Source organism: Candidatus Desulforudis audaxviator MP104C, assembly GCF_000018425.1.
GTDB lineage: Bacteria > Bacillota > Desulfotomaculia > Desulfotomaculales > Desulforudaceae > Desulforudis > Desulforudis audaxviator.
Window position 1 is genome coordinate 1536762 of sequence record NC_010424.1, and the last position, 24365, is coordinate 1561126.

The 24365-nt window shown below is 61.8% G+C and carries 23 protein-coding genes; 1 reads left to right on the forward strand and 22 read right to left on the reverse strand.

Annotated features, from left to right (window positions below; genetic code table 11):
• Positions 1 to 61 precede the first annotated feature (61 nt).
• The 20 genes from DAUD_RS07355 to DAUD_RS07450 form a co-directional block, all read right to left on the reverse strand.
• The gene (locus DAUD_RS07355; protein WP_012302545.1) at positions 62 to 736 is read right to left on the reverse strand and encodes a TIGR03936 family radical SAM-associated protein; all 675 of its coding nucleotides are present in this window, start codon (positions 734 to 736) and stop codon (positions 62 to 64) included.
• Positions 723 to 2582 carry a TIGR03960 family B12-binding radical SAM protein gene (locus DAUD_RS07360; protein WP_012302546.1) on the reverse strand — a complete coding sequence of 620 codons (1860 nt, stop codon included), beginning with the start codon at positions 2580 to 2582 and terminating at the stop codon, positions 723 to 725. The genes DAUD_RS07355 and DAUD_RS07360 overlap by 14 nt, the downstream gene beginning before the upstream one ends.
• 108 nt (positions 2583 to 2690) lie before the next feature.
• On the reverse strand, positions 2691 to 3569 hold the full coding sequence (locus DAUD_RS07365) for a M50 family metallopeptidase (protein WP_012302547.1): 879 nt from the start codon (positions 3567 to 3569) through the stop codon (positions 2691 to 2693).
• Between the two features lie 50 nt (positions 3570 to 3619).
• Complete coding sequence (locus DAUD_RS07370; protein WP_012302548.1) at positions 3620 to 4345, reverse strand: M23 family metallopeptidase; 726 nt, start codon at positions 4343 to 4345, stop codon at positions 3620 to 3622.
• A gap of 88 nt (positions 4346 to 4433) precedes the next feature.
• Positions 4434 to 5231, reverse strand: a complete 798-nt coding sequence (locus tag DAUD_RS07375) for a class I SAM-dependent methyltransferase (RefSeq protein ID WP_012302549.1) — start codon at positions 5229 to 5231, stop codon at positions 4434 to 4436.
• Positions 5232 to 5257: 26 nt separating this feature from the next.
• Positions 5258 to 6424 carry a rod shape-determining protein RodA gene (gene rodA, locus DAUD_RS07380; protein ID WP_012302550.1) on the reverse strand — a complete coding sequence of 389 codons (1167 nt, stop codon included), beginning with the start codon at positions 6422 to 6424 and terminating at the stop codon, positions 5258 to 5260.
• 58 nt (positions 6425 to 6482) lie between these two features.
• A complete protein-coding gene (minE, locus tag DAUD_RS07385; RefSeq protein WP_012302551.1) occupies positions 6483 to 6752 on the reverse strand; it encodes a cell division topological specificity factor MinE in 270 nt (89 codons plus the stop codon).
• 25 nt (positions 6753 to 6777) lie between these two features.
• Positions 6778 to 7578, reverse strand: coding sequence for a septum site-determining protein MinD (gene minD, locus DAUD_RS07390; protein WP_012302552.1), 801 nt, complete (start codon positions 7576 to 7578; stop codon positions 6778 to 6780).
• 24 nt (positions 7579 to 7602) lie between these two features.
• The gene (gene minC / locus DAUD_RS07395) at positions 7603 to 7989 is read right to left on the reverse strand and encodes a septum site-determining protein MinC (protein ID WP_012302553.1); all 387 of its coding nucleotides are present in this window, start codon (positions 7987 to 7989) and stop codon (positions 7603 to 7605) included.
• A 113-nt stretch (positions 7990 to 8102) separates the two neighbouring features.
• Positions 8103 to 10070, reverse strand: a complete 1968-nt coding sequence (gene mrdA / locus DAUD_RS07400) for a penicillin-binding protein 2 (RefSeq protein ID WP_012302554.1) — start codon at positions 10068 to 10070, stop codon at positions 8103 to 8105.
• Positions 10071 to 10084: 14 nt separating this feature from the next.
• Positions 10085 to 10579, reverse strand: coding sequence for a rod shape-determining protein MreD (gene mreD, locus DAUD_RS07405; RefSeq protein WP_012302555.1), 495 nt, complete (start codon positions 10577 to 10579; stop codon positions 10085 to 10087).
• A gap of 6 nt (positions 10580 to 10585) precedes the next feature.
• Positions 10586 to 11410, reverse strand: coding sequence for a rod shape-determining protein MreC (mreC, locus tag DAUD_RS07410; RefSeq protein WP_012302556.1), 825 nt, complete (start codon positions 11408 to 11410; stop codon positions 10586 to 10588).
• Between the two features lies 1 nt (position 11411).
• Positions 11412 to 12437, reverse strand: a complete 1026-nt coding sequence (locus DAUD_RS07415; RefSeq protein WP_456298451.1) for a rod shape-determining protein — start codon at positions 12435 to 12437, stop codon at positions 11412 to 11414.
• A 31-nt stretch (positions 12438 to 12468) separates the two neighbouring features.
• On the reverse strand, positions 12469 to 13161 hold the full coding sequence (radC, locus tag DAUD_RS07420) for a RadC family protein (RefSeq protein WP_012302558.1): 693 nt from the start codon (positions 13159 to 13161) through the stop codon (positions 12469 to 12471).
• A 6-nt stretch (positions 13162 to 13167) separates the two neighbouring features.
• Positions 13168 to 13779, reverse strand: coding sequence for a Maf family protein (locus DAUD_RS07425; RefSeq protein ID WP_012302559.1), 612 nt, complete (start codon positions 13777 to 13779; stop codon positions 13168 to 13170).
• 4 nt (positions 13780 to 13783) lie between these two features.
• Positions 13784 to 14029 (reverse strand): DUF4321 domain-containing protein, encoded by a 246-nt coding sequence (locus DAUD_RS07430; protein ID WP_012302560.1) that lies wholly within the window; start codon positions 14027 to 14029, stop codon positions 13784 to 13786.
• A 53-nt stretch (positions 14030 to 14082) separates the two neighbouring features.
• Complete coding sequence (locus DAUD_RS07435) at positions 14083 to 14556, reverse strand: RidA family protein (protein ID WP_012302561.1); 474 nt, start codon at positions 14554 to 14556, stop codon at positions 14083 to 14085.
• Between the two features lie 179 nt (positions 14557 to 14735).
• Positions 14736 to 15728 (reverse strand): sodium:calcium antiporter, encoded by a 993-nt coding sequence (locus DAUD_RS07440; RefSeq protein ID WP_012302562.1) that lies wholly within the window; start codon positions 15726 to 15728, stop codon positions 14736 to 14738.
• 313 nt (positions 15729 to 16041) lie between these two features.
• A complete protein-coding gene (locus DAUD_RS07445; RefSeq protein WP_012302563.1) occupies positions 16042 to 17319 on the reverse strand; it encodes a bifunctional folylpolyglutamate synthase/dihydrofolate synthase in 1278 nt (425 codons plus the stop codon).
• A 134-nt stretch (positions 17320 to 17453) separates the two neighbouring features.
• Positions 17454 to 20099, reverse strand: coding sequence for a valine--tRNA ligase (locus DAUD_RS07450; protein ID WP_012302564.1), 2646 nt, complete (start codon positions 20097 to 20099; stop codon positions 17454 to 17456).
• A 161-nt stretch (positions 20100 to 20260) separates the two neighbouring features.
• On the opposite strand from DAUD_RS07450, the gene DAUD_RS07455 reads away from it, so the two are divergent.
• Positions 20261 to 21259, forward strand: coding sequence for an ABC transporter substrate-binding protein (locus DAUD_RS07455; protein WP_012302565.1), 999 nt, complete (start codon positions 20261 to 20263; stop codon positions 21257 to 21259).
• A gap of 61 nt (positions 21260 to 21320) precedes the next feature.
• Here DAUD_RS07455 and DAUD_RS11600 read toward each other — a convergent pair whose 3' ends face one another.
• Both DAUD_RS11600 and lon read right to left on the reverse strand, forming a co-directional pair.
• Complete coding sequence (locus DAUD_RS11600) at positions 21321 to 21659, reverse strand: hypothetical protein (RefSeq protein ID WP_049752587.1); 339 nt, start codon at positions 21657 to 21659, stop codon at positions 21321 to 21323.
• A gap of 148 nt (positions 21660 to 21807) precedes the next feature.
• The gene (gene lon / locus DAUD_RS07465; RefSeq protein ID WP_012302567.1) at positions 21808 to 24201 is read right to left on the reverse strand and encodes an endopeptidase La; all 2394 of its coding nucleotides are present in this window, start codon (positions 24199 to 24201) and stop codon (positions 21808 to 21810) included.
• Between the last annotated feature and the right edge of the window lie 164 nt (positions 24202 to 24365).

Consider the following 24365-nt stretch of genomic DNA (forward strand, 5'->3'; position numbering starts at 1 on the left):
CCTCAAACTCCAATCGGTTCTCCGACCTCTGACCTCTGGCCTCTCACCTCTATATTAAATTTCATAGGTCCCAGAGAAGAAAGCCCTCCCGGGACAATACTGCGGTTCGTAAAACGGCAAAGTTTTCCGCATCCAGCCCCAGGTCAACCCCCAGGGCCTGCAAAACCTCATCCGGACGAACGTTCCGCGCCGAGCCGGCCTCAAGTTCCATAGTCAGTTCCAGTCGGTCACCATCGCTGCGGGCCCTCAGGCGGTGGATGCCCGGGCGGATGTTTTTCCGCCTGGTTCCCTTGGCAGTTTTCCGTTCGGTGACAATCTCCCCGCGGGCCAGGAAGCGGGCGAGTCCCTCCTCCACGTGTTCCGGTGACAACCCCCGGGGGAGTTTTCCTGCCGCCAGGTAGCAGGCCCGGCCCACCAGACTCATCAGGGGCGGGCCTGCGGCGCTGCGGGCCGCGACGGGCACGAGCCCGCCTGGCAGGTTCCGCCGCAACCGGTCCAACACTTCATCCGGAGATAGGTCGCCCTCCAGTTCCATGTCGACGTATTCCCGGCATCCACTGGTGCCGACCGGCAGGGGAGCGGCGAAGACCAGTTTCGGCCGCGGGTTGAACCCCTGACTGTACGCCAGCGGCAGGCCGGCCCGCCGGGCCGCGCGCTCAAAGGCCCGCATCACGTCTAAGTGCGACACGAAGCGTGCCTGCCCCTCCTGGCGGTATACGAGCCTAACCCGCGGCACCGCTGCCGGCCTCCGCCAGGCGGGGTTCTACTTCCAGCCTCGGACAGAGCCCGCACCCCGCACACTCCTGTCCCCGGCAGTCCGGCGTAGTCTCGCCCGCCAGGGCCCGCTGGTGCTCGGCCACCAGAAAATCCCGGTCCACCCCCGTATCCAGGTGATCCCACGGCAAAACGTCCGTGTACCGATACTCCCTGTAGGCGTAGGCACCCGGATCGATCCCGGTTTCGGAAAAGGCGCGCTGCCACAGGTCAAACCGGAAACACTCCCGCCACCCGTCCATGCGACAACCCAATTCCTGGGCCCGGGCCAGCGCGGGCCCCAACCTGCGGTCCCCTCGCGCGAATACGGCCTCCAGAAAACTTGCCTCCGGTTCGTGCCCGCGGTACACCAGGTTCTTGCCCTTGAGGGCGCCCTGCAGGAGGGTCTGCCTTTCCCGCAGTTCGGGCAGTGGGGTCTGGGCTTCCCACTGGAACGGGGTGTGTGGTTTGGGCACGAACGACGAAGTACTGACGGTGACGTTGAGGCGCCCTTTGGCTACCCCGCATTCCCGGCCCCGCTCCAAAACCCTCCGAGCCAGACGGGCAATCCCGGCGATGTCCTCCAGGGTCTCGGTCGGCAATCCCAACATGAAGTACAGTTTGACCCGGTACCACCCGGCCGTAAAAGCCGCCCCGACGGTCCGCAAAAGGTCCTCTTCCGTCACCTGCTTGTTGATCACGTCCCGCAGGCGCTGGCTTCCGGCCTCCGGAGCGAAGGTGAGACTGCTCTTGCGCACGACCTGCACCGCCCGGGCCAGCTCGACGGCGAAGGCGTCCACCCGCAGTGACGGCAGGGAAACGTTAACCTGTTCGCCTTGGTGGCGGTCCACCAGGGCCCCGACCAACTCCGGGATGCGGGAATAGTCGGTGGTGCTCAACGAGGTGAGGGAGAGTTCGTTATACCCGGTGTTTTTGAGCAGTTCCGCGGCCTGGACCAGGAGAGTCTCCGGGTTCTTTTCCCGCACCGGACGGTAAATCACCCCGGCCTGGCAAAAGCGGCACCCGCGGGTACAGCCCCGGAAGACCTCCAGCATCGCCCGATCGTGCACCACCTCCAGATAGGGAACAATTGGTCTGGTCGGGAAAGGCACCCGGTTCATGTCCTGCACCACCCGCTTTCGGACGCGGTCCGGGATCCCGGACTCGACGGGGCGAACCCCCGCGAGGGTGCCGTCGGGCGCGTACTCAGGCCGGTAAAACCGGGGTACGTACACCCCCGGAATGCTGGCCAGGGCCCGGAGTAATTCCTCACGGGATCTGCGGGCTTGATTGTGCTTCTGCACCACCTCGATCAGGTCGTGCAGGCCTTCTTCCCCTTCACCCAGGAACACCGCATCCAAAAAAGCCGCCAGGGGCTCCGGGTTGAAGGCACAGGGTCCGCCGGCGACGACCAGGGGCATTCCCGCCCGCCGGTCACGCGCGGCCAGTGGTATGCCCGCGAGGTCCAGCATGTTCAGGACGTTGGAGTAGCTTAGTTCGTATTGGAGGGTAAAGGCCACCACGTCGAAATCAGCCAGGGAACGGTGCGACTCCAGGGTAAAAAGGGACAAACCCTCCCGGCGCATCTCCCGCTCCATGTCGATCCAAGGAGCAAAGACGCGCTCCATCAGGGCATCCTCCCGGCTGTTCACCACGTGGTAGAGGATGTGGAGCCCCAGGTGGGACATGCCCACCTCGTATATGTCGGGAAATGCAAAGGCGATCCGAACCGGTGTTTTGTCCCAGTCCTTGACGACCGCGTTGAACTCGCCCCCCACATAGCGGGCCGGTTTTTCGACCCGGGCCAAAATACGCTCCAGACTGGTCATGCGGCCCCCCGGTGCTTAGAAACTGGTGCCCATGGTTTGCCTTAAGGGACACTAACTAGTAGTATATCCGAAACTGCAGTTGGTTCCCACTTTATTCTAGGCCCCGGGTCAAAAACCCTTTCGGATCCGGTCCAGGGACACGTTCGCTCCTTGCTCCAGGAGGGTCTTCACGATCTCCGTCTCGTCCACGACACCGGTGTGGCGGCCGTGCTCGTCCACGGTGTATACAAGGTGGTACCGCTGCGGCACGAAGAGCCGGGTGACGCGCCACACCGAAAGGTCCTGTCGGGCCACCAACATCTCACCTGGCAAAATCCCGTGCCGGTCCAGATCCCGGTTTTTTGTGGCCAGGTGCTGCGCGTACAGGTACGGTGCTTCCTGTTTTTCCCGGCGGGCAGCATAGTAAAGAAAGAGCCCGGTGGCAATAATGTCGAGCCCGGTGAATCCCCCCAGAAGGCCGGCTGTCCCCAAGACCGCAATCAGCCCCCCCCAGAACTGGCCGCAGACCGCCGTCCGGTGGGTGGCCGCCGGCAGGTTCATATTACGGGCTAGGTAAGCCCGATGCACGTGACCCCCGTCCAGGGGCAGTCCGGGAAGCACGTTGAAAAAAAACACCTGCAGATTACACTGGATGAAGAACGGGCCGTACATTTCGTGCCAGATGCCGTAGTGTCCGCACCCCAACGCCAGCGCGCAAAGCACCAGGTTGGCCATGGGGCCGGCGACCGCCACCACGATTTCTTTCCGGGGCTCAATGACCAACTCCCCGCTCATCCTAGCCACACCGCCGAAGGGCATCAGCTCTACTTCCTGCACGGGAATGCCATGGCGGCGGGCCATCCAGACGTGGGCCAGCTCGTGGGCAAGAACCACGACAAAGGCGATTAGGCCCTTGCCGAGAACCCCGGCGGCGAAATATACCCCTAGGAGCGCTAGAAACCAGTTATTGATGGAAAATACAATCCCGCTCACCCGGCAGATCCGCATGGGCGTCCCACTCCCCTTGCCTGTCCGTATAAAGTCGACTGCTACGGGTTTTAGGGGAAGGTGATTTTCTCCAGGGGATTAACCAGTGCCCCCTGCTCACGGAACTCGAAGTGCACACCCGGTCCCGGAAAGTCGCCTTTGTTGCCGACCTCAGCCAGAACCCGGCCTGCTTCAACCCGGTCGGCCTTGCGCACCTGGATGTTCTGCAGTTGGGCGTACAGGGTGTAAACTTCACTGCCATGGTCGATAAGAACATAGGGCCCGTAAGTCGGATTTTCCCCCACCTGCGATACCAATCCAGACATGACCGCCCGGACCGGTGTGCCGGCGGGCGCGCTGATATCCACTCCGGGATGGAAACGCTCCCGGTTGTCCACCGGGTCGACCACCCAGCCGAATTCGCGCACCACGGTACCGGGGACGGGGGGCAAGAGCCCGTTCGCCGGTACCGTCACCATCTCGGTGTCCCCGTCCGGCCGCTGCGGTACGGTGTCCAGGAACGGAAGATCGACGCTTACCGTCTGCAATCCCAGGCGGACCACCCGGTCCACCACCGGTTGGTAGTTCCATTCCGTAGTCAAAACGTACTGCAGTCCTTCCCGGACCTGAACCCCCAGCGGTACCTGGGTCTCCCGGATGGCCAGAAAAACCAGGAACAGAACTACCGCCGCCGTCACCCGGAAAAACCATTTTTGTTGGCTCCGGCCCGCCCGTGACCTGGGAGCGGCCGGTGGCAGAGGCCAATCCAGCCTCTTCTCGCGCGTGAACAGTCTCAACCTGTTCCCCTCCCCTTACTGAAGCTGTTATATCATATGAAGGTAATATCCAGATAATGACAAGCTTTGGGGGTGATGAAAAACGTCGTTAACGCACTTCTTTGACCTGTGTCACTCGAGATTCCCGGGGACTAATTTCAGTGATGGTCCGGGAGCGGAAGGTGACCGGGACCGGTATCGGCTGCACCACCGGCAGCCGTTCGGCCCGCATTACAATCAGGGCGCCGAAGGGCTTAAGGAATGGGCGGGCGATCCGGTCCAGGGTGGCGGCCATGTTGATCGAGAGGGAACCGGTCCAGGGAGGGAAGAACACACAAGTGCTCCAGACCAGGCGGCTCTGGCTCGTGTTCGCGGTCAGAACCGCTTTCATGCTCCAGGGGGAAAAGAACTGCGCGTGCGCGAAAACGCTCTCGCCGGTCCCGGCCCGCCGCCGGCGCTGCCACGCCCAGGGACTCCACGAATTCAAAACCCCTACCACCAGGCGGCCGCCCGGTTTCACCAGGCGCCACAGTTCCCGGACGGCGGCCTCCGGGTTGCCGGTGAACTCCAGGACCGTGAATGCGGTCACCAGGTCAAAAGAGAGGCTCGGAAAGGGCAAATTCTCCACGTCTGCCTGCATCAGGGTGATGTTCGCGTGTGACCGGGTCCGGTTACGGGCCACTTCCAGCATCCGGGGGGAGAGGTCCACACCGGTGACCACCAGCCCCTTTTCGGCCAACGCCAAGCTGAGCCGCCCGGTACCGCAACCCCCGTCCAGCGCCCTTTCTCCCGGCTTGGGCGCGGCGAGCCGCATGAAAAGACACATTTCCAGCTGGTCCACCTTGCGGCCCAGCGGGGTCTCGTACCAGGCATCATAGTCTTCGGCCACCCGGTCAAAGAGGGCCATGCAAAACCACTTCTATCCCATAAACATCAAAAGACAATGGTCTGTCGCCGCACCCACACGTTGCACAGAAGACCCAGCGCCGCCAGGGTGAACATCATGGAACTCGGTCCGTAACTGAAAAGCGGCAGCGTGATCCCGGTAACCGGCATTATCCCCGCCGCCATGCCCACGTTGGTCAGGATGTGGAAGGCCAGCATCGACACCACGCCGGTAGCCATCAGGGTGCCGCACAAATCCTTGGACTGCCCGGCGATCCGCAAACCCCGGTACAGAACGACGAAATAGAGCGTCAACAGGAAAACCACACCAACGAAGCCAAGTTCTTCGGCCAGCACCGAAAAAATGAAGTCGGTATGCTGTTCGGGCAGGAAGTTCAGCTGGTTCTGAGTGCCGCTGAAAAGCCCCCGGCCCCAGAGGCCCCCGGCGCCGATGGCGATCTGGGACTGGATCATGTGATAACCGTCCTTGTGCCAGTCGCTCCAGGGATCAAGAAAAATCGTCAACCGCGTGATCTGGTAGCTTTTGAGGGGAATCCAGATCCCGTAGTTCAAGTGCGCCCAGATCCAGAGCACCATCCCCGACAGCCCCGCCAGCGTCAGTCCCCCCAGCAGCAGCGGGCGGGCACCGGCGACGAAGAGCATTCCCAGGGTGATGGCAATGAATACGAGCGCTGTGCCCAGGTCGGGCTGCGCCAGAATCAACAACATCGGCACCCCGACGTAGGCGAAGGCCGGCAGGAGATCCCGGAAGCGGCTGAGCTGCCCCTCGCGCTCGGAAAGAAACACCGCCAGCCCAATGATCACCACCAGCTTGGCGAATTCTGACGGCTGGAACATCAACGGTCCGAGCTGTATCCACCGCCGAGCGCCTCCGGCCGAATGACCGACCGCGAACACCGCCAGGAGCAAGGCTAGGTTTACCACGTAGAGCAACCGCGTGTACCGGGCCAACTCCTCATAACGCCAGAAAAGGAAAAAACCAAACGCCGTCACTCCCAGGGTAATGCCCAAGAGCTGCTTCCACAAAAACCCGAAACCGGCTTCTCCTGGAAGGCTGGTCACCTGGGTGGCGCTGGTGACGGTGACCAGACCCAGCGCAATGATTGCCATCGCGGCCAGAATCAGGGTGTAATCGAGATTTTTAAGTATCTTCCTGTTGCGGCTGATTTCCCACACCCCGGCTTTTTCCCCCATTATAGCGGATACCCGGACAGCTAAAAAGGGGGGTTGCCCCCCCTGTTCTTTTCTCCGGCTAGATATTGGCGGCCCTTTTCATCTTCCTGATCGGAATGTTGGCCACCAGGGCCACTTGCTTGTCCACGTGTTCGAGGCTTACTTCCAATCCTTTGTCGTCTATTTCCATATACTTGGAAATCACTTCAACGATCTCGTTTTTCAGAAGTTGCAGCAGTTGTGGGGAAATGTCGGCCCGGTCGTGGATCAGCACCAGGCGCAACCGCTCTTTGGCAACATTCTTGCTGCCGGGACTTTCCCTGCCTAAAAGGCGGGCCAGGAAATCCAACACTGCCGTTCCTCCTTCCCGTAGCTTATCTAAATCCTATGATCTTCCGCAGTCGGTTGAAGAATCCTTCCCGGCCGTCCAAATTCATCAAGGGGACCGCCTCGCCCTGCATCCGGCGCACAATATTACGAAAGGCGCGCCCGGCTACCGATTGCTCGCTCACCACCACCGGTTCTCCCCTGTTGGTGGCTACAACCACGGCCTCATCATCCGGAATCACACCCAGAAGTTCGAGCCCGAGAATGTCGTGCATGTCCTCCAGGGTCATCATATCCCCGCGCTGAACCATTTGAATCCGCAGGCGGTTGATGATCAGTTTCGGATCCCTGATTTCGGCCTTGGATTCCAAGAGTCCCACCACCCGGTCGGCATCCCTGACCGCGGCGACCTCGGCGGCGGTAACCACGATCGCTTTTTCGGCCCCGGCGACCGCACTCTGGAAACCCTGTTCGATACCCGCCGGACAGTCGATAATCACGTAGTCAAAGTGCTCCCGCAGCTGCCCGCAGATATTACGAAGGTCATCCTCACTCACCGCCGACTTGTCCTTGGTCTGGGCAGTCGGAAGCAGGAACAGCAATTCACCAAACCGGCGGTCCTTAATCAGGGCTTGCCGCAAGCGGCACTTCCCCTCGATCACGTCGGTCAGGTCAAAAACGATCCGGTTTTCCATTCCCAGGACCACATCCAGGTTTCGGAGACCGGTGTCGGCATCGATCAGTACCACCTTATGCCCCAACATCGCCAACCCGGCCCCGATGTTGGCGGTGACCGTCGTCTTGCCAACCCCTCCCTTGCCCGAAGTCACCACAATAACTTCGCTCATTCCTCTAAGCTCCTCCCTTGGCCTCTAGTTTTTGCCCTGGCGCTCCCCGCCGGGCAGGAAGGTTTCAATAACCACAGTCCCGTCTCTTACCCTGGCAATCTCCGGTTGGTTGGGGTTGAATACTTCCCCGTCGGGTGAACGGGAAATGTGATCGGCAATACGCAACTGAGTGGGACGCAGGCGGAAAGCAACGATGACCGCCCGCTCGTCGCCCGCGGCACCCGCCTGTACCGTTCCCCGCAACACTCCCATCACGATCACGTTGCCGGCGGCCGTCACTTCAGCCCCCGGGTTGACATCACCCAGAATTACCACATTGCCCTCAAAACGTACACTCTGACCTGAGCGGAGAGTACCCTCCACCATTTTGGTCGGGGGCTCGATACCACCAAGCGCGTATTGCCGGGCCATTCACTTCCACCTCACCATCTAGAAGAGAGGTTCTACGGTGAAAAACCAAATCCTGCTGAATCACCCGCTGTATTTTCCCTGTTATTTTGCCGAAAGCTCTCATTCTCGGCCGCTTATTCTCCGTTTTGTGTCAAAAAACCAAAATAGGCGTCCATGATCGTCCGGGCTACCGGAGCCGCGGCCCGGCTGCCCGGCCCGCCGTGTTCCACGACTACGGCGATGGCGATTTCCGGCTCCTCATATGGGGCAAAGGCCACGTAGAGCCCGTGGCTATCCCGTCCCCATACCTCAGCGGTGCCGGTTTTGCCGGCGGTGGTCACCGGAAAGTCGAAAAATGATCCGTAAGCCGTGCCGCCGGGCTGGTTTACCAGGCGCATCCCCTCCCGGAGAATATCCAGGTTCTCGGGAGAGACCGAAACCCTTCTCCGGAGTTCGGGCACGGCCTCTTTGACGACCCGGCCGTTCGGGTCGGTCACCCGCTGCACCAGGTAAGGCCGGTAAAGGTAACCCCCGTTCGCGATTGCCGCTACATAGTTGGCCAGCTGCAGGGGCGTATAGTTGTTCAGGCCCTGACCGATCGACATATTAAGGGTATCGTAGTCCCGCCACAAAAGGTCCCAGGCGTAGCGGTCGTACTGTGCTTGAATCTTGGCCCTTTCCCGCTCCCGCTCCCGCTTGAGTTCCTCCCGCCGGGCCTCATCGGTGCCCGGTAGTTGCGACCGGTAATGTTCTTCAATCGCTTCGAACTGCGGCCCGAAGCGCCGGTCCAGCTCCGCTTGAACCATCTTTCGCTTGTACTCCGCCGTGGGCAACACGCCAGCGGCTTCCGCGGCAAGTTCAATGCCGGTCCGCTCACCCAATCCGAAGTCGTGGGCCATGCGGAAGATGTTCTCCGGACCGGTGCGCAGGCCGGCAGCCAGGAAGAAAGTATTGCACGAAACTTGAATCCCGCGGACCACGTCCACCCGGCCGTGGGCACCGAGACAATTGTACCGCTGCCCCTGGTGGTAGAAGTAGCCCGGGTCGGTGACCGCGAACCGGCGGTCGATCTTCCCGCTTTCGAGCGCCGCGGCGGCAACCACCATCTTGAAGGTGGAACCCGGCGGGTAATCGCTCTGGATGGCCCGGTTCAAAAAGGGCCCTTCCGGAGATGTCAACAGCACCCGCGCCTGTTCCGCGCTCAAGTCCCCGGCAAACATCCTCGGGTCGTAGGCGGGGTAACTGGCCAGGGCCAGGACCGCGCCGCTGCGCACGTCGATGACCACCGCCGAAGCCGCACGGCAGTCTCGGTACCCTTCTTTCTGCAGGCTTTCCACAATCCGGGCCAGCGCCTCTTCGGCCGCCCGCTGGACTTCGAAATCGATGGTCAGGGTCAGGTCGTGACCGGGAACCGGGTTTTTCACGCCCAGACTGCGCACCGGCCGGCCCACCGCATCCACCTCCAACTGACGTGCACCTGGTATTCCCCGCAATTCCCGCTCCATGGCGTGTTCCAGCCCAGCCTGACCGAAAACATCACCCCGGCGGTACCCGTCCGCTTGGTACCGCGCCAACTGGTCGGGCTGGATCTCCCGGATGTACCCCAACACGTGTGCCAGAAAGTTACCGTAGGGATACTCGCGCATTGGCTCGAAGTCGATCACCACGCCGGGCAGCTCCATCTGCGCCTCCTCGATGCGGGAGACGATTTCCAGGGAAACGTCCCGCGCCAGGCGGATCGGTTCATAACGCCTCAGGCTGTGGTTGTCGATCGCGTCCCAGAGTTCTTCGGGCGTGCGGCCCAGAATGGCGGCGAGTTTTTCCACCACTGGTTCCAGTTCCTCGCGGGACTGGCCGAGGTTCACCAGGGAAACGGCGTACAGCGGCCGGTTTCCCACCAGTTTCACCCCGTTCCGGTCGTAAATCTCTCCCCGCGGCGCGCTGATCGTGATCAGGCGCAAGGAGTTCTCCCGGGCCAGGGTCCGGTAGTGTTCGGTTTCGATCAACTGCAAATAGGCCACCCGGCCGACAAGCACCAGAAAAACTAGGGCTATGATGACGACCAGTACGTTGGTTCTTTTGGCTATGCTTTTCTTATCCACGGACATCCCCGTTTCTATGGAATCCGCAAGAGTCCCCTGGTGCTGGAAAGGTAAAACCGGCGGTGGAACAGGAGAGCGACGGCAGCGTTATACACCCCGCTGGGAATGATCAATCCCCACCACGCCTCTCCCGGGAGGATGGTCACGCCCAGAAACAGCAGCAGTAGGTACCGGATCCCCTCGACCAGGATGGTGGCCAGAAAGGCGATGCCGGCCACCACGAAATGATTTTCCTTGAACAGCCGGATGTGCCCCAGTCCGACCACATAGCCGGACGCGGCGACCGCCAGGGCATTCAACCCCAGGTAATAACCAGACAAGAAATCATGGGCCAACCCACCCAGAAAACCCAAAAAAGCCCCTTCCCTGGGGCCGTTGAAGATGGCGTAGTACACAACCAGAACCAGGACCAGGTCCGGCTTCACGCCCGCCACCCGAATGAACTCCAGCACCGTGGATTCCAGGAGCAACGCCAGTCCCAGCAGCAATACCAGGATAAGAATACGCAAAACGTCCTAGCCCCTCGGGACGGAATTGAGAATAATCAGCACCTCTTCTAGACGATTAAAATCCACCAGCGGCGAAACCTCCGCGGTCTGAGTCAAACCCGCCGCATCTTTCTCGGTAGAAATAATGCAACCCACCGGAATACCCTTGGGCACCTCCCCCAGCCCGGAGGTCACCACGTATTGCCCGCGTTCCACCTTAGCGTCCCGGGAGAGATAGAACATCCTCAGCGGCTGTGTCCGGTCTAGCACACCCTTTACCACTCCCGGGGTGCGGGTTTCCTGGACCATAGCCCCCACCCCGCTGCGAGGGTCGGTGATCAGAAGCACATCGGACGTATTGGGGGCCACCGCGATTACGCGGCCCACCAACCCGGCCGGCAGGACCACCGCCATCCCCCGCTCGACACCGTGATTCGCACCCCGATTCACCTTAACCTCTCCGAACCAGTTGCCGGGGTTGCGGCCGATGACGTCGGCCACCAGCATTTTGTAGCGGGCATTCTCGTCCCGGTAGTCCAACAGCTCCCGGAGGCGCTGATTTTGGATCCGGTACTCCCGGAGGGCGACCACTTCCCCCTCCAGGTCGCGGATCTGTCGTCGCAGTTCTTCTACCTCCGGATCGCCGCCAAACAAAAAGATGCTCTGGAATAGGTCGCGCACATGGTTTCCGGCAAACGTGACTCCAGCCTGTACAAAACCCGAACCGTCCCGCAGACCCGTCTCCAGAACAGTTAGTTCCGCCCGTTCCAAACCGGTGAGTTGCATCATCACCAACAGGAATAACACCAGAATACCGGACGCCAGGAGTTTTCTTATCCGGGAGCGCTTCAAATCACACCACCTTCTTGGATGAGATCAACACCTTGCGTAAGACATCGATGTTCTCCAGCACCCGCCCGGAACCGTAGGCCACCGCCAACAGCGGCTCTTCGGCCAAGTGCACGGGCATCTGGGTTTCCTCGCTGACCAGGCGGTCCAGCCCCCGCAGGAGCGCCCCGCCACCGGCCATCATAATCCCGCGGTCCATGATGTCCGAGGCCAGTTCGGGCGGGGTCTTTTCCAGAGTTTGCCGGATGGCGTCCAGGATGGCACTCACCGGTTCGGAAAGCGCCCGGTAAATCTCGGCGGAAGTTACAGTCACTGTCTTGGGCAGGCCGGAAACCAGGTCCCGGCCCCGCACCTCCTCGGTCTCCTGGTGTTCCAAGGGGTAGGCCGTGCCGATCTTGATCTTCAGTTCCTCGGCGGTACGCTCACCGATCATCAGGTTGTAGTTGCGCTTAACATGTTGGATGATCGCCTCGTCCATCTCGTCGCCGGCCACCCGGATCGAACGGCTGGTTACAATCCCCCCCAAGGAGATCACCGCCACCTCCGTCGTGCCCCCGCCCACATCGACGATCATTGTGCCGGTCGGTTCGTGCACCGGCAAACCGGCCCCGATGGCGGCCGCCATCGGCTCCTCAATCAGATAGCACTCACGGGCGCCGGCCGCGAGCGCCGCCTCCCGGACGGCCCGCTCCTCCACCGCGGTGACGCCGGACGGAACGCCGATCACCACCCGCGGCCGGATCAGAAAGGTCCTGCCGCGCAGCGCCTTGTTGATGAAGTACTTGATCATGCTCTCGGTAGTGTCGAAATCGGCGATCACGCCGTCCTCCATCGGGCGGATGGCCACGATGTTGCCCGGGGTGCGTCCAATCATCTGCTTGGCCTCCTCACCCACGGCCAGGATCCGCCCGCTGTCCTTCTCAATCGCCACTACAGACGGCTCGCGCATCACAATGCCCTTTCCTTTTACGTACACCAGGGTGTTCGCGGTACCCAAATCAATACCCATATCCCTGGAGAAAAACGCGATCGCCATGACTTACCCCTTTCACTCGTTCTCGCTAAAACAGTCCTTCCAGTTTCAAACTGGTGAACTTATTATCTCCGATGATGATATGATCTAGGACCTTGATTCCGACTATTTCCCCGGCTTCAAAAAGCCTCTGCGTCAGCTCGATGTCCTGCGGGCTCGGTGCCGGGTCGCCGCTCGGGTGGTTGTGGACCAAAATCAGTGCGGCGGCGCTTCTCCGAATCGCGTTTTTGAACAACTCCCGTGGGTGGACGCTGGAAGAGTTCAGGGTGCCGACCGAGACCTTCTCCACCGCCAGCACCCGGTTCTTGGTGTTCAGGACCAGCGCCCAGAAGTGCTCCCGGTCGAAGTACCGCATCTCCTCCATTACCAGCCCGGCCGCCTCTTCCGGGGTCCGCACGGTCGGCTGCCACTCCCCAGGGCGGCAGGCGGCCCGCCGGCCCAGTTCGAAAGCCGCCCGGACCTCGGCCGACTTCGCCGGGCCGACTCCCTTGACGGCCTGCAACTCCTCGATCCCGGCCTCCGCCAGCCCCCGCAGGCCGCCGAATCGGCTCAGGATTTGGTTGGCCAGGTCGATCGCCGTGGTGGTGACCGTGCCGCTCCGGAGCAGGATCGCCAGGAGTTCGGCGTCCGAGAGGGACTGCACGCCGTGTGCCGCCAGGCGTTCACGCGGCCGGAGTTCCGCAGCCATTTCCTTTATCGTTAGGTGATATTCGACAGCCAAGAAGCTCTACCTCCGTCCGGAGGAACTCCAATTCGTGCCAACAAGATTCAAAAGGTCCACCCCCTGCCGGCGGAAAAGCCCGCTCAGAAGCGGCAGGGGCAAGCCGACCACGTTGAACCAGCAGCCCTTAATACCCCGCACAAACAGGCCGCCCAGGCCCTGGATCGCGTAGGCCCCCGCCTTGTCGAGCGGTTCCCCGGTCGCCACGTACCAGTCGATTTCTTGCGCGGTCATGGCCCGGAAGTGAACGCGGGTGCGTTCGTGGTCGACAACCGCGTGCCCGTCCGGCATCCGGATCAGGCTCACCCCGGTGAGCACTTCGTGGGTGTCACCCTGCAGGGCCGTCAGCATCGCGGCGGCTTCTTCCGGTCCTTCCGGTTTCCCGAGAAACCGCCCCCGCTGGAAGACAACGATATCGGCCCCAAGAATCAGGCCGTCCCCGACCCGCCCGGCCACCGCCCGGGCCTTGCGTTCGGCCAGACTCTCCGCCATGTCCGCCGGGTCCCGCCCGGCGAAGTCCTCATTGACCCCGGCAGGAAGAACCTCGAACTCCAAACCCAGGCTTTGCAATAGTTCCCGCCGCCGGGGAGAAGCCGAAGCTAAAACAATCCGGAACATAGCCTCAAGTATTCCGGTAGACCAGATACCCCAACAGAAAACCGAGGAGGGTAAGTGGCCCGATCAACAGGGAAAATCCGAAGGTGATCGTCATAAACCGCAGATCCAAAACCCCGGGCGTCAATCCGGCGGTCACAATATTGTTCAGGAAGGGGAACGTCGGGCTCAATATCTGGCCCACCGCGCTGCCCGCCAGACCGCCAAGGACCATCAGCGCGATCAGGATCCACGGGTTCCTGCCTCTCGCCATAAAATCCCTCCTATGTACCACAGTGTAGCATTCCCGGCAAACCCTGACAAGCGCTACCGCCGCCGGTCGTCCTGCAACTTGACGACCATTGTCAGTTCAACCGCTGCGCCGAGCGGCAGCTCCGCAACCCCCAGCGCGGCCCGGGCGTGCCGCCCGGCCTCCCCGAAGACCGCCAGTACCAACTCCGAAGCGCCGTTCACCACCCCGGGCTGTCCCTCGAAGCCGGGGGCGCTACGCACATAGCCGGTGATCTGAACCACCTGCTCCACCTGCTCCAGGCTACCGGCTACGCTCCGGATGACCCCCAGGCAGTTAAGTGCACAGAGCCGGGCCGCTTCATACCCGTCCGCTGGCGATAACTCGGCGCCGATGCGCCCCCGGAAAACGACTTCACCCCCGGCCACGGGAAGCTGCCCGGAGGTGAACAACAGTTGTCCGGCCCGCACCCCGGGCACATAAGCCGCCACCGGCGGCGGGGCTGCGGGAATCTCCAGGCCCAGGGCCCGACACCTCTCTTCCACGGACATAGGCTCGTCCTCCTTACGATAGAAGTGTGCTCCTACTAATATACACCTTTTTATACACCTTTTTGGCAGCAAAAAAGCGGCTGCAAAAAGACGCCGCGTTTGGGCGGCCTGCAGGCCACGTTTGGGGGTCTTCCTAAACAAATGAGATCGGGGATGGGTATCCCGGGACTGGGCCGCCTCTAAAACCCGCCCTTCACCGCCATCACCACGAAAAACAGATAGAATGAACCGCCGGTGGAGGCCAGGAACCAGCCGCCCACATGCCCGGCCCGCCGGGCGTAAAGGAAGGCCAGCCAGGCCGCCGTTAGAGCCAGCGCCGCGCTGGTGAGCGCCGCCGTAGTTAGCCGCCAGTCGGTGTAATAGATGCCGATGGCGGGTACCAGTGTGCTCTGAAAGACCATGGCCCCGGTGATGTTCCCGAGGGCCAGGGTGTCCTTCTTTTCCTTCAGCCAGATCAGGCTGTTGAAAAGCTCCGGCATCTCCGTAGCGATGGGGGCTACCAGAAGCGCGAACAGGAGCGGGGCCACTCCGAAATGGTGCGCCAGAAAACCGATCCCCTGCACGAACACCTTGGCGCCCCCGAGAATCAGTAGGAAAGCAAAGCAAACCTGGCCCATGATCAACACCAGGTGCGGGTCGGCGGACCGCGGGGCCACCAGCAGCGGCCCGGTGTCGTCCCCTGTCCCGCAGCGTTCGCCCTGGGTGACGGCCCGCACCAGAAAAGCTACGTAGGTCAGAATTAGGACCACCACCACGACCGGCTTGGCGGCCGGGGGCAGAAAGGCGGCGGTGATGGCCAACGTGTAGGCAGCCAGGAAAAACCCCAGGTCCCGGCGCAAAAGGTCCGGGTGGGGCCGCACGCGCGCCGACCCGCGGCGCCGGCTCAAAACCACGGCGGTGGTCCCGACCAGGCAAAAACCCACGGTGGCCAGCATGAACGGTGCCCCCAGGATCGCCCCGATACCGACCTCGTGGGCCTTACCGTGACCCATCAGGATGGCCACCACCGGGATCATCGTCTCCGGTAGGGCGGTGCCGATCGCGGCCAGCACGCTTCCCACCGCCCCTCTGGCCAGCCCGAGCCTCAAGCCCAGCCATTCCACCCCGTTGGTGAAGAACCGGGCTCCCATGAGAATGACCGCCAGGGCCGCCGCCAGGTACAGGTAGATCAAAGCCCCAACTCCTCCCGCAGACAATCAAGCGTCATTTAATCTGTATGAGCTTGCCTGCGGGGAAATCACCGGGGCCGGAACGGGCCCTACCGCAACCCGGTGATAACGGTCACAATAAACAGGCCGTACAGGGAGCCCTCCGGTAGCCACCAGTATCCGGCTACCGGATTCTCAGACGCAAAGGCTGACAACCTGAGGGGTTTGCGTCGGTGGAGAATGCTTTTCAGGAGGAGCGCCGACCCGGCCTGTCAACGGTGGATGTCGTCGACCAGCATTTGGAGGCTGCTCGACTGAGCGGGGGTCCGAAACAGCTCTACGTAATGGCGGACCGGAGGGCACCGATGAGGTAAATCGATCCGGTGACCACGACTACGCCTCCCGCTCCGGCAAGTATTTGGGCACGGGTGAGGGCCGCGCGGCAATCCGGCACGGTTTCCACGCGGGCGCAGTGTTTACCGGCCTCCACCGCCACCCGCTCCCAGTCCCCGGCCCGCTCCGAAGGGGGCCTGGTCACCACCACGGCGCGGGCTGCAGGGGCCAGCACAGCGGCGATCCCCGCCCGGTCCTTGTCCCCCAGAACCCCCAAAACCAGGATTATTTCCCGGCCCGGAAAGCGCGCGACCAGTGTGTCCCGGAGCACGACGGCGGCGGCGGGGTTGTGGGCAGCGTCCAGTACCACCGTGGGCTGGCCTGCCAGCACCTCGAAACGGCCGGGCCAGTTTACCGCCGCCAAGCCCTCGCGGATGGCCCGGGGCCCCAGGGAAGGTGCATGTTCCCCGAGCACTTCGGCCGCAGCCACCGCGCAAGCCGCGTTGACCTGCTGATGCCGGCCGGCGAGCGGCAGTGCCAATCCCCGGTAAACAGCCCGCCGGCCGTAGATGTCCAGCCCTTGTTTTTCACCGGAGTCGTCTCGGGGTTCCCAACGGACGTCGGCGCCCACCCGGACCAGTGGCGCATCAAGCTCCCGGCAGGCACCGGCGATTACGTCCAGCGCCCCGCCCTCGGCCGCGGTCACCAGCGGCACCCCGGGCTTGATAATCCCGGCTTTTTCCCGGGCGATTTCAGCGATCGTTTCGCCGAGGTATTCCTGGTGATCGAGGGCGACGTTGGTAATTACGGCCACGGCGGGGCGGATTACGTTTGTGGCGTCCAGGCGCCCCCCAAGGCCCACTTCCAGCACGGCTACGTCCACCCGCTCCTCCCGGAAGAGTTGCAAGGCCAGGACGGTGTGCAGCTCAAACTCCGTGGGGCGGACCTGCCGGGCGACTGGAGCCAGCAGGTTCCAATGAGTGGTGATCAGCCCGGCTAGGCGCTCTCCCGTCACCGGCTGGCCGTCGATTAGAAAGCGCTCCGTATAGCTCGAGAGATGGGGAGAAGTGAAAGTGCCCACTTTGAGACCGCCCGCCCGTGCGATGGCGGACACCAAGGCGGCCACCGAACCCTTGCCGTTGGTGCCTCCGATGTGTGCCGCAAAAAGGCCCGCCTGAGGATCGCCAAGCACGGCCAGGAGTTCCCGCACCCGTTCCAGGCCGAAGTTCACCCCGGTGGCCGCCAGTCCGCGCACCGCCTCCAGAGCCTCTTCGTAATGCACCTTTCCCTCACCTCAAAGAGGCGCCCAAGGCGCCTCTGTCCTTGCATCGTAACCGGCCGGCTTCGCCGGTACCCATGCCGGGAGTCCTATTCCGAATGACACCTGGCCTAAAAAAAGGGGCCTGGCCCCTTTTTTTAGGGGCGGCGGAGCACCGCCAACCGGGCTGCTAGGGCCTCGCGCTTTTCGGCCAACTCGGCCCGCTTGCCCCGTTCCTTTTCCACCACTTCGGGCGGGGCTTTTTCCAGGAAAGCGGGATTGCCAAGCTTGCCCTCCACCCGCGAGAAGTCCTTTTCGACCTGCTGCAGTTCCCGGGCCAACCGCCTGGCCTCTCGGTCGATATCAATCAGCCCGACCAGGGGCACGAAAACCTCCATCCCCCGCACCACCGCGTGAGCAGCCGTCTCCGGCCTGGTTTCCAGCGCCCCCGTCACCAGGACGTGCACGTTGGCCAAGTTCTCAATGTAGCCCCGCCACCGTTCCACAACGGCCCGTACGGACTCGTCCGGCACTACCAGAACCGCTTCCGCCCGGGCACTGGGGGGAACGTTCATCTCGCTGCGCAGGTGGCGCACCGCCCGCGTGGCTTCAACGATAAAAGCCATGTCCCGCTCCGCATCCGGATCGGCAAGCCCGTGCTCCGCGGTCGGCCAGGCGGTCCGCATGATCGTCTCCCCCTCGTGGGGCAGGTGCTGCCAGAGTTCCTCAGTTATAAACGGCATAAACGGGTGCAGAAGTTCCAGGGTAGACCGGAGGACCCGGACCAGGACGTACTGCGCCACGGCCCGCTCCTCATCCGTTCCCTGGTAGAGCCGCGGCTTGACCAATTCGATGTACCAGTCGCAGAACTCATCCCAGATGAACTCGTATAGCGCCCGCGCTGCCTCCCCCAGTTCATATGCTTCCAGTCCCGCCGTGGTCCTTGCAAGCGCCGCCCCAAACCGGCTGAGAATCCACCGGTCGGCCAACTCCAATGTCCCCGGCGCCGCCTTGTCCGGCCGGTAGTCCCCCAGGTTTAAGAGCACGAACCGAGAGGCGTTCCAGAGTTTGTTCGCGAAGTTTCGGGAGCTCTCCAGTTTCTCGAAATGAAACCGCAGGTCGTTCCCGGGGGTGTTCCCAGTAACCAGCATGAACCTCAGGCTGTCGGCGCCGTATTTCTCAATCACTTCGATCGGGTCGACGCCGTTGCCGAGTGACTTGCTCATCTTACGGCCCAGAGCGTCCAACACCAGCCCGTGGATGAACACCTCGGCAAACGGTTCCCGGTCCATGAACTTCAATCCGGAAAAGATCATCCGCGCCACCCAGAAAAAGATAATGTCCCGTCCGGTCACCAGCACTGAGGTTGGGTAAAAGCGGTCCAGATCGGCGGTTTTTCCGGGCCAGCCCAGGGTCGAAAACGGCCAGAGGGCCGAAGAAAACCAGGTATCCAGAACGTCCGGATCCTGCTCGATGTTTTCCCTCCCGCACGCCGGGCAAGCGGAGAGATCGGTGCCGGAGGCGACAGTTTCACCGCAGTCGTCGCAGTACCAGACCGGAATGCGGTGTCCCCACCAGAGCTGACGGGAAATGCACCAGTCCCGGATGTTCTCGAGCCAGTCCAGGTAGATCTTCGTAAACCGCTCCGGGACAAACCGGATCCGGCCTTCGCGCACGGCCTTGATCGCCGGTTCGGCCAGCGGCTTCATCCGTACGAACCACTGTCTCGAAAGGGTCGGCTCCACCATGGTCTGGCACCGGTAGCAGTGGCCAACGGCGTGGTCCAGATCCTCGACCCGGACCAAAAGGCCCCGCTTTTTCAGGTCCGCAAGCACCTGCTGGCGGCAGTCCATACGGTCCAGCCCCTGGTACCGGCCGGCTTCCGCCGTCATGCGCCCGTCCGTGCCGATCACCTGGACTTGGGGCAGCCCATGGCGCCGGCCGATCTCGAAGTCATTCGGGTCGTGCGCCGGGGTGATCTTCAGCGCCCCGGAGCCGAACGCGGGATCGACGTAGGGGTCGGCGATGATCGGAATTTCACGCTCCACGAGCGGCAGGAGCACCGTTTCCCCGACGAGGTGCAGGTAGCGGTCGTCTTCCGGGTGCACCGCCACCGCGGTGTCTCCCAGCATGGTTTCGGGCCGGGTGGTGGCGATCACCACCGCCCCCGCACCGTCTTTGAGCGGATATTTCAAGTGGTACAGGTGAGCCGGAACCTCCAGGTGCTCCACTTCGATATCGGAGATGGTGGTGCTGCACCGCGGGCACCAGTTCACAATATAGTAATCGCGGTAAATCAGGCCTTCCTCGTACAGCCGCAGGAAAACCTCCCGCACGGCCGCCGAGCAGCCCTCGTCCATGGTGAAACGCTCCCGCGACCAGTCACAGGACGCGCCGAGGCGGCGGAGCTGGGTGGTGATCCGGTGGCCGTAATTCGCCTTCCACTCCCAGACCCGCTCCAGAAACTTCTCCCGCCCGAGGTCATACTTGGTCAGGCCCTCCTGGGCCAACTGCCCTTCCACCCGGGCCTGGGTGGCAATCCCGGCGTGGTCGGTCCCGGGCAGCCACAGCGTTTCGAACCCCTGCATCCGGCGCCAACGGGTCAAAACGTCCTGCAGCGTATTGTTCAGGGCGTGACCCATGTGCAGCTCACCGGTGACGTTCGGGGGCGGCATCACGATGGAATAAGGCTCGCGGCCCGTACCCGGAAGCGGCCGGAAAAACCCGTGTTCTTCCCAGTACCGGTAGCGCCGCTCTTCAACCTGATGTGGATCGTATACTGAAGGAATGCTGTTGTGTCCCATTTTCTGTTTCCTCTCCAGTTTCTCTCAGTAAATCTTATTTAGTTTCCCCCGGTGTGTCAACAATCGCGCCCCTACAACGGCTGGACACGTAATATTCCACGTTCGCACCCCGTATTCATTATCCATGAACAATAAGCTTTGGCCGGAAGGGAGGAGCACCCATGCACAGAATACTTTCAATCGCCGCCGCCATAACCGTCCTGGCTGCCGGAGCAGCGGCCGCCTGGTTCTTCACACATCACCCGGAACCGGAGGTGCACCGCCTCTCAGTGCGGGAAACAGCACGCGAGATAGCCTACCTGCCCCACTACCTGGCGGCGGCCTTGGGCTACTTCGAGGACAACGGCCTGCACCTGAGCCTGACCACCGCACCCCGGGGGATAGTGGACCCGGCCCAGGACAAAGCCGAACTCTACCTCACCCCTCTGGACCGGTTGATGGTCGACGGGCCGGTGGCCTTCGCGGCCCTGACCGGAAAAGACCCTAACTTCTTACTTGGCCGGGAAGCAAAACCGGACTTTAAGTGGGAGAATCTAAAGGAGTACACCGTGATCGGCGACCCGCCCGACACCGTCGGGGAGGTGGCGCTGGAGGAAATCCTGCGGCGCCTCGAACTGGTGCCCCAGACCCACGTCACCATCATCCAGCACCTGCCGGTGCATCTCCGGGTGGGCGCTTTTCTGTCCGGGACAGGAAGTTTCATCATCCTGCCGGATCCCATGGCCGCCTACCTGGAGAAGTCCGAAACCGGCTACGTCCTGGTTTCGCTCGCGGAGGCCGGCGAGATTCCGTCCCGGGTCTGCGCGGCCACGCCAGAGTTTTTGCAGACCCACCCCGACGTCGCCCTGGGGTACTGCTTAGCCGTCTTCCAGGCCCAAGAATGGATCGCGCAAAAGAGTCCCGAGGAAATCGCCGTCGTCGCAGCGCCTTTCTTCCCCTACCTCGACCTCGAAACTCTGACCCGGGTAATCGCCCGGAACAAGGAGACCAGGCTCTGGGCCCCAAACCCGCTGGTTGAGGAAAACGCCTACCAGAACCTGCAGAACTGGTTGATCCAGTCCGGGGAGTTGCCCCAGGCCGTGCCCTACCACCAGGCCGTGGAACCTTCGTTCGCCCGCGAGGCGGTGGAGGGGGGCGCACTCCCAGTCCCCCAGCAATGAAAAAGCCCCCCTGGTTTTCCGATCGGGGAGCTTCCGGCTGCATGAACGTAAGAGTCTGCGGTCAAGAAGCACTGACGATGATGGCACGCGGGTCCAGGGTGGTGTCCGAAACCTTCATGACCGTTTCTTCCGGGCTCCAACCCAGGACGATTCTGATGCCGTCGTGGTAGTCGACCTGGTGCAAGTCAACCTTAAGTACCCGTTTTCCGAAAGGCCCTTGATGTTCAAACACAAACTCAAAGTTCTCGTTGCGTAGGATTCGAAAGTGGGAGGTGCCGACAATCTTGTCAACGAGAATGACCTCCCGAACGTTCTGGTCGAAAAGTGACCGCTTTTTGGTTTCCCAAACCGCACCGCCCTTGACCTCGTTGAATTCGTCAATAAGGTCACCCAGTGCCATTTCAATCACTTCCTCATGCCAGAGTCTTAGAGTCTTATGGTATTCTTCCAGATTGAAGAAAGAGGGCGCACATGTATTTTCGCCCTCTGCTTCAACCATTCCTGCTTGGTCTCATCCTTTTTTGTTAAAACGCGGCGCCCCGACCGGTTTAAGGAACATTCTGGACGACGGTCTGGTAACTGACCTCTGGCTGGGTCGAATCCGGCAGTCGGGTGTGGGATACGAAACCATCGGGGTAAAGCGCCGTTTCCAGCACTTCATCCATGTGCTCGACCAGCACGAACTCCAGCTTTGACCGCACGTTGGCCGGGATGTCCTCCAGGTCTTTCTTGTTCTCCAGCGGCAGGATCACGGTCTTGATCCCCGCTCGGTGGGCCGCCAGGATCTTCTCCTTGAGCCCTCCGACCGGGAGTACCCGGCCGCGCAGGGTGATCTCACCCGTCATCGCGACATCGTGACGGACCAACCTTCCGGTTAATGCGGAAGCCAGGGCCGTGGCAATGGTGATACCCGCTGACGGACCGTCCTTCGGGGTCGCTCCTTCGGGAATATGAATGTGGATGTCTGTCTTTTCATAGAACTGCCCGTCAATGCGCAGTTGTTCGGCGCGGCTGCGCACGTAGCTGTACCCGGCCTGAGCGGACTCGCGCATCACGTCTCCCAGCTTTCCGGTCAGAGTCAGGCCGCCCTTGCCCTTGCAGACGGTGACCTCGATCGACAGGGTATCCCCGCCGGCCTCGGTCCAGGCCAGCCCGGTGCCGACACCGACCTCGTCGTTCTTTTCAGCCATGCCGTAGCGGAACCGGGGAATTCCCAGGAACTGCTCGGTGTTCCGCTTGGTCACCCGAATTTGCTTGGCCTTCTTGGCCACGATCTCCTTGGCCGTTTTCCGGCACAGGGTGGCGATCTGGCGCTCCAGGTTCCGGACTCCGGATTCACGGGTATACTCGCGGATCAGTCTCCGGATGGCCCCTTCCGAAATGGTCAGATTGCCGCGGTCCAGTCCGTGTTCCTTCAACTGCTTCGGAATCAGGTGCCGGATCGCAATCTGCACCTTCTCTTCCTCCGTGTAGCCGGAGATGTAGATGACCTCCATCCGGTCCATCAGCGGCCGCGGGATGTTGTGTGCCAGGTTCGCCGTCGTGATGAACATCACGTTCGACAGGTCGAACGGCACTTCGATGTAGTGGTCGGAAAACGAGTTGTTCTGCTCAGGATCGAGCACCTCCAGGAGCGCCGCCGACGGGTCGCCCCGAAAGTCCATACTCATTTTGTCGACCTCGTCGAGCAGGAAGACCGGGTTCTTGGAACCGGCGGTCCGCATACCCTGGATGATCCGGCCTGGCAGGGCGCCCACGTAGGTGCGCCGGTGCCCGCGGATTTCGGCCTCGTCGCGCACCCCGCCCAGCGAGATCCGCACGAACTTGCGCTCCAGCGCCCGGGCGATGGATTTGCCCAGGGAGGTCTTACCAACGCCGGGCGGGCCCACAAAGCACAGGATTGGCCCCTTCATCTTCTTTGCCAGTTTGCGGATGGCCAGGTACTCGATGATCCGGTCCTTGACCTTGTCCAGCCCGTAGTGGTCCTCGTCCAGGATCTGCTGGGCAGCGTTGATGTCTAGCCGGTCCCGGGTGCCCTTGGTCCACGGCAGGGCCAGAAGCCAGTCGAGGTAGTTGCGCACCACCGTGGCCTCGGCGGCCATCGGCGGCATCTTCTCCAGGCGTTCCACTTCCTTGAGCGCCTTCTCCTCGACCTCCTTGGGGAGCTTAGCCTCGGCGATCTTTTCGCGGTATTCCTCGCCCTCCGCCACCCGCTCGTCTTTTTCGCCCAGTTCGCGCTGGATGGCCTTCATCTGCTCGCGCAGGTAGTACTCCTTCTGCGTCTTCTCCATCTGCTTCCGGACCCGGACGTTGATCCGGCGTTCCAGTTCCACGATCTCCAGTTCCTTGGCCAGTAAAGCGCAAAGATTCTCCAGCCGGTCCGCGATCCTGATCGACTCGAGCACACTCTGTTTGTCCTCGATCCGCAGGGGCAAGTGGGACACGACGATATCGCTCAACCGGCCGGGGTCGTCGATGTTGACCACGGAAACCACCGTCTCGGGCGGAATCCGTTTGGACAGTTTGACATACTGCTCAAACTGGTATACCAGGTGGCGCATGAGCGCCTCCAACTCGGTTGTCTTCTGGAACTGTTCCAGGTACTGGTCCACCTCGACCAAGAAATACGGATCAGCGGCGATGTAGTTGACGACCTTGGCCCGGCCGATGCCTTCGACCAGCACCCGGATGGTGCCGCCCGGCAGCTTGAGCAACTGCTTTACCTCAGCCACCGTGCCTACATCGTAAATATCGTCTATGCCCGGGTCATCGGTTTGTGCTTCTTTCTGCGTGGCCAAAAAAATATGCCGTTCCTGGATCATGGCCTCCTCTATGGCCTTAACCGATTTATCACGACCTACGTCAAGATGAATTACCATATATGGGAATACCAGGATCCCACGCAGTGGGAGCAAGGGTAACACCCTTCTGACCGAGTCCATAGGCGCACCTCCTTTGTCGTATACTGCTGCTACCAGATCGCTATACAACTAACCATTTGACTATTGTAGTTATATATATATATTAACACATCGCGCGAGTGCCCCGCCAATAGCAATGATTGTATCGCTTCAGGCGGGACACATGACAGTATAGCAGATGGACA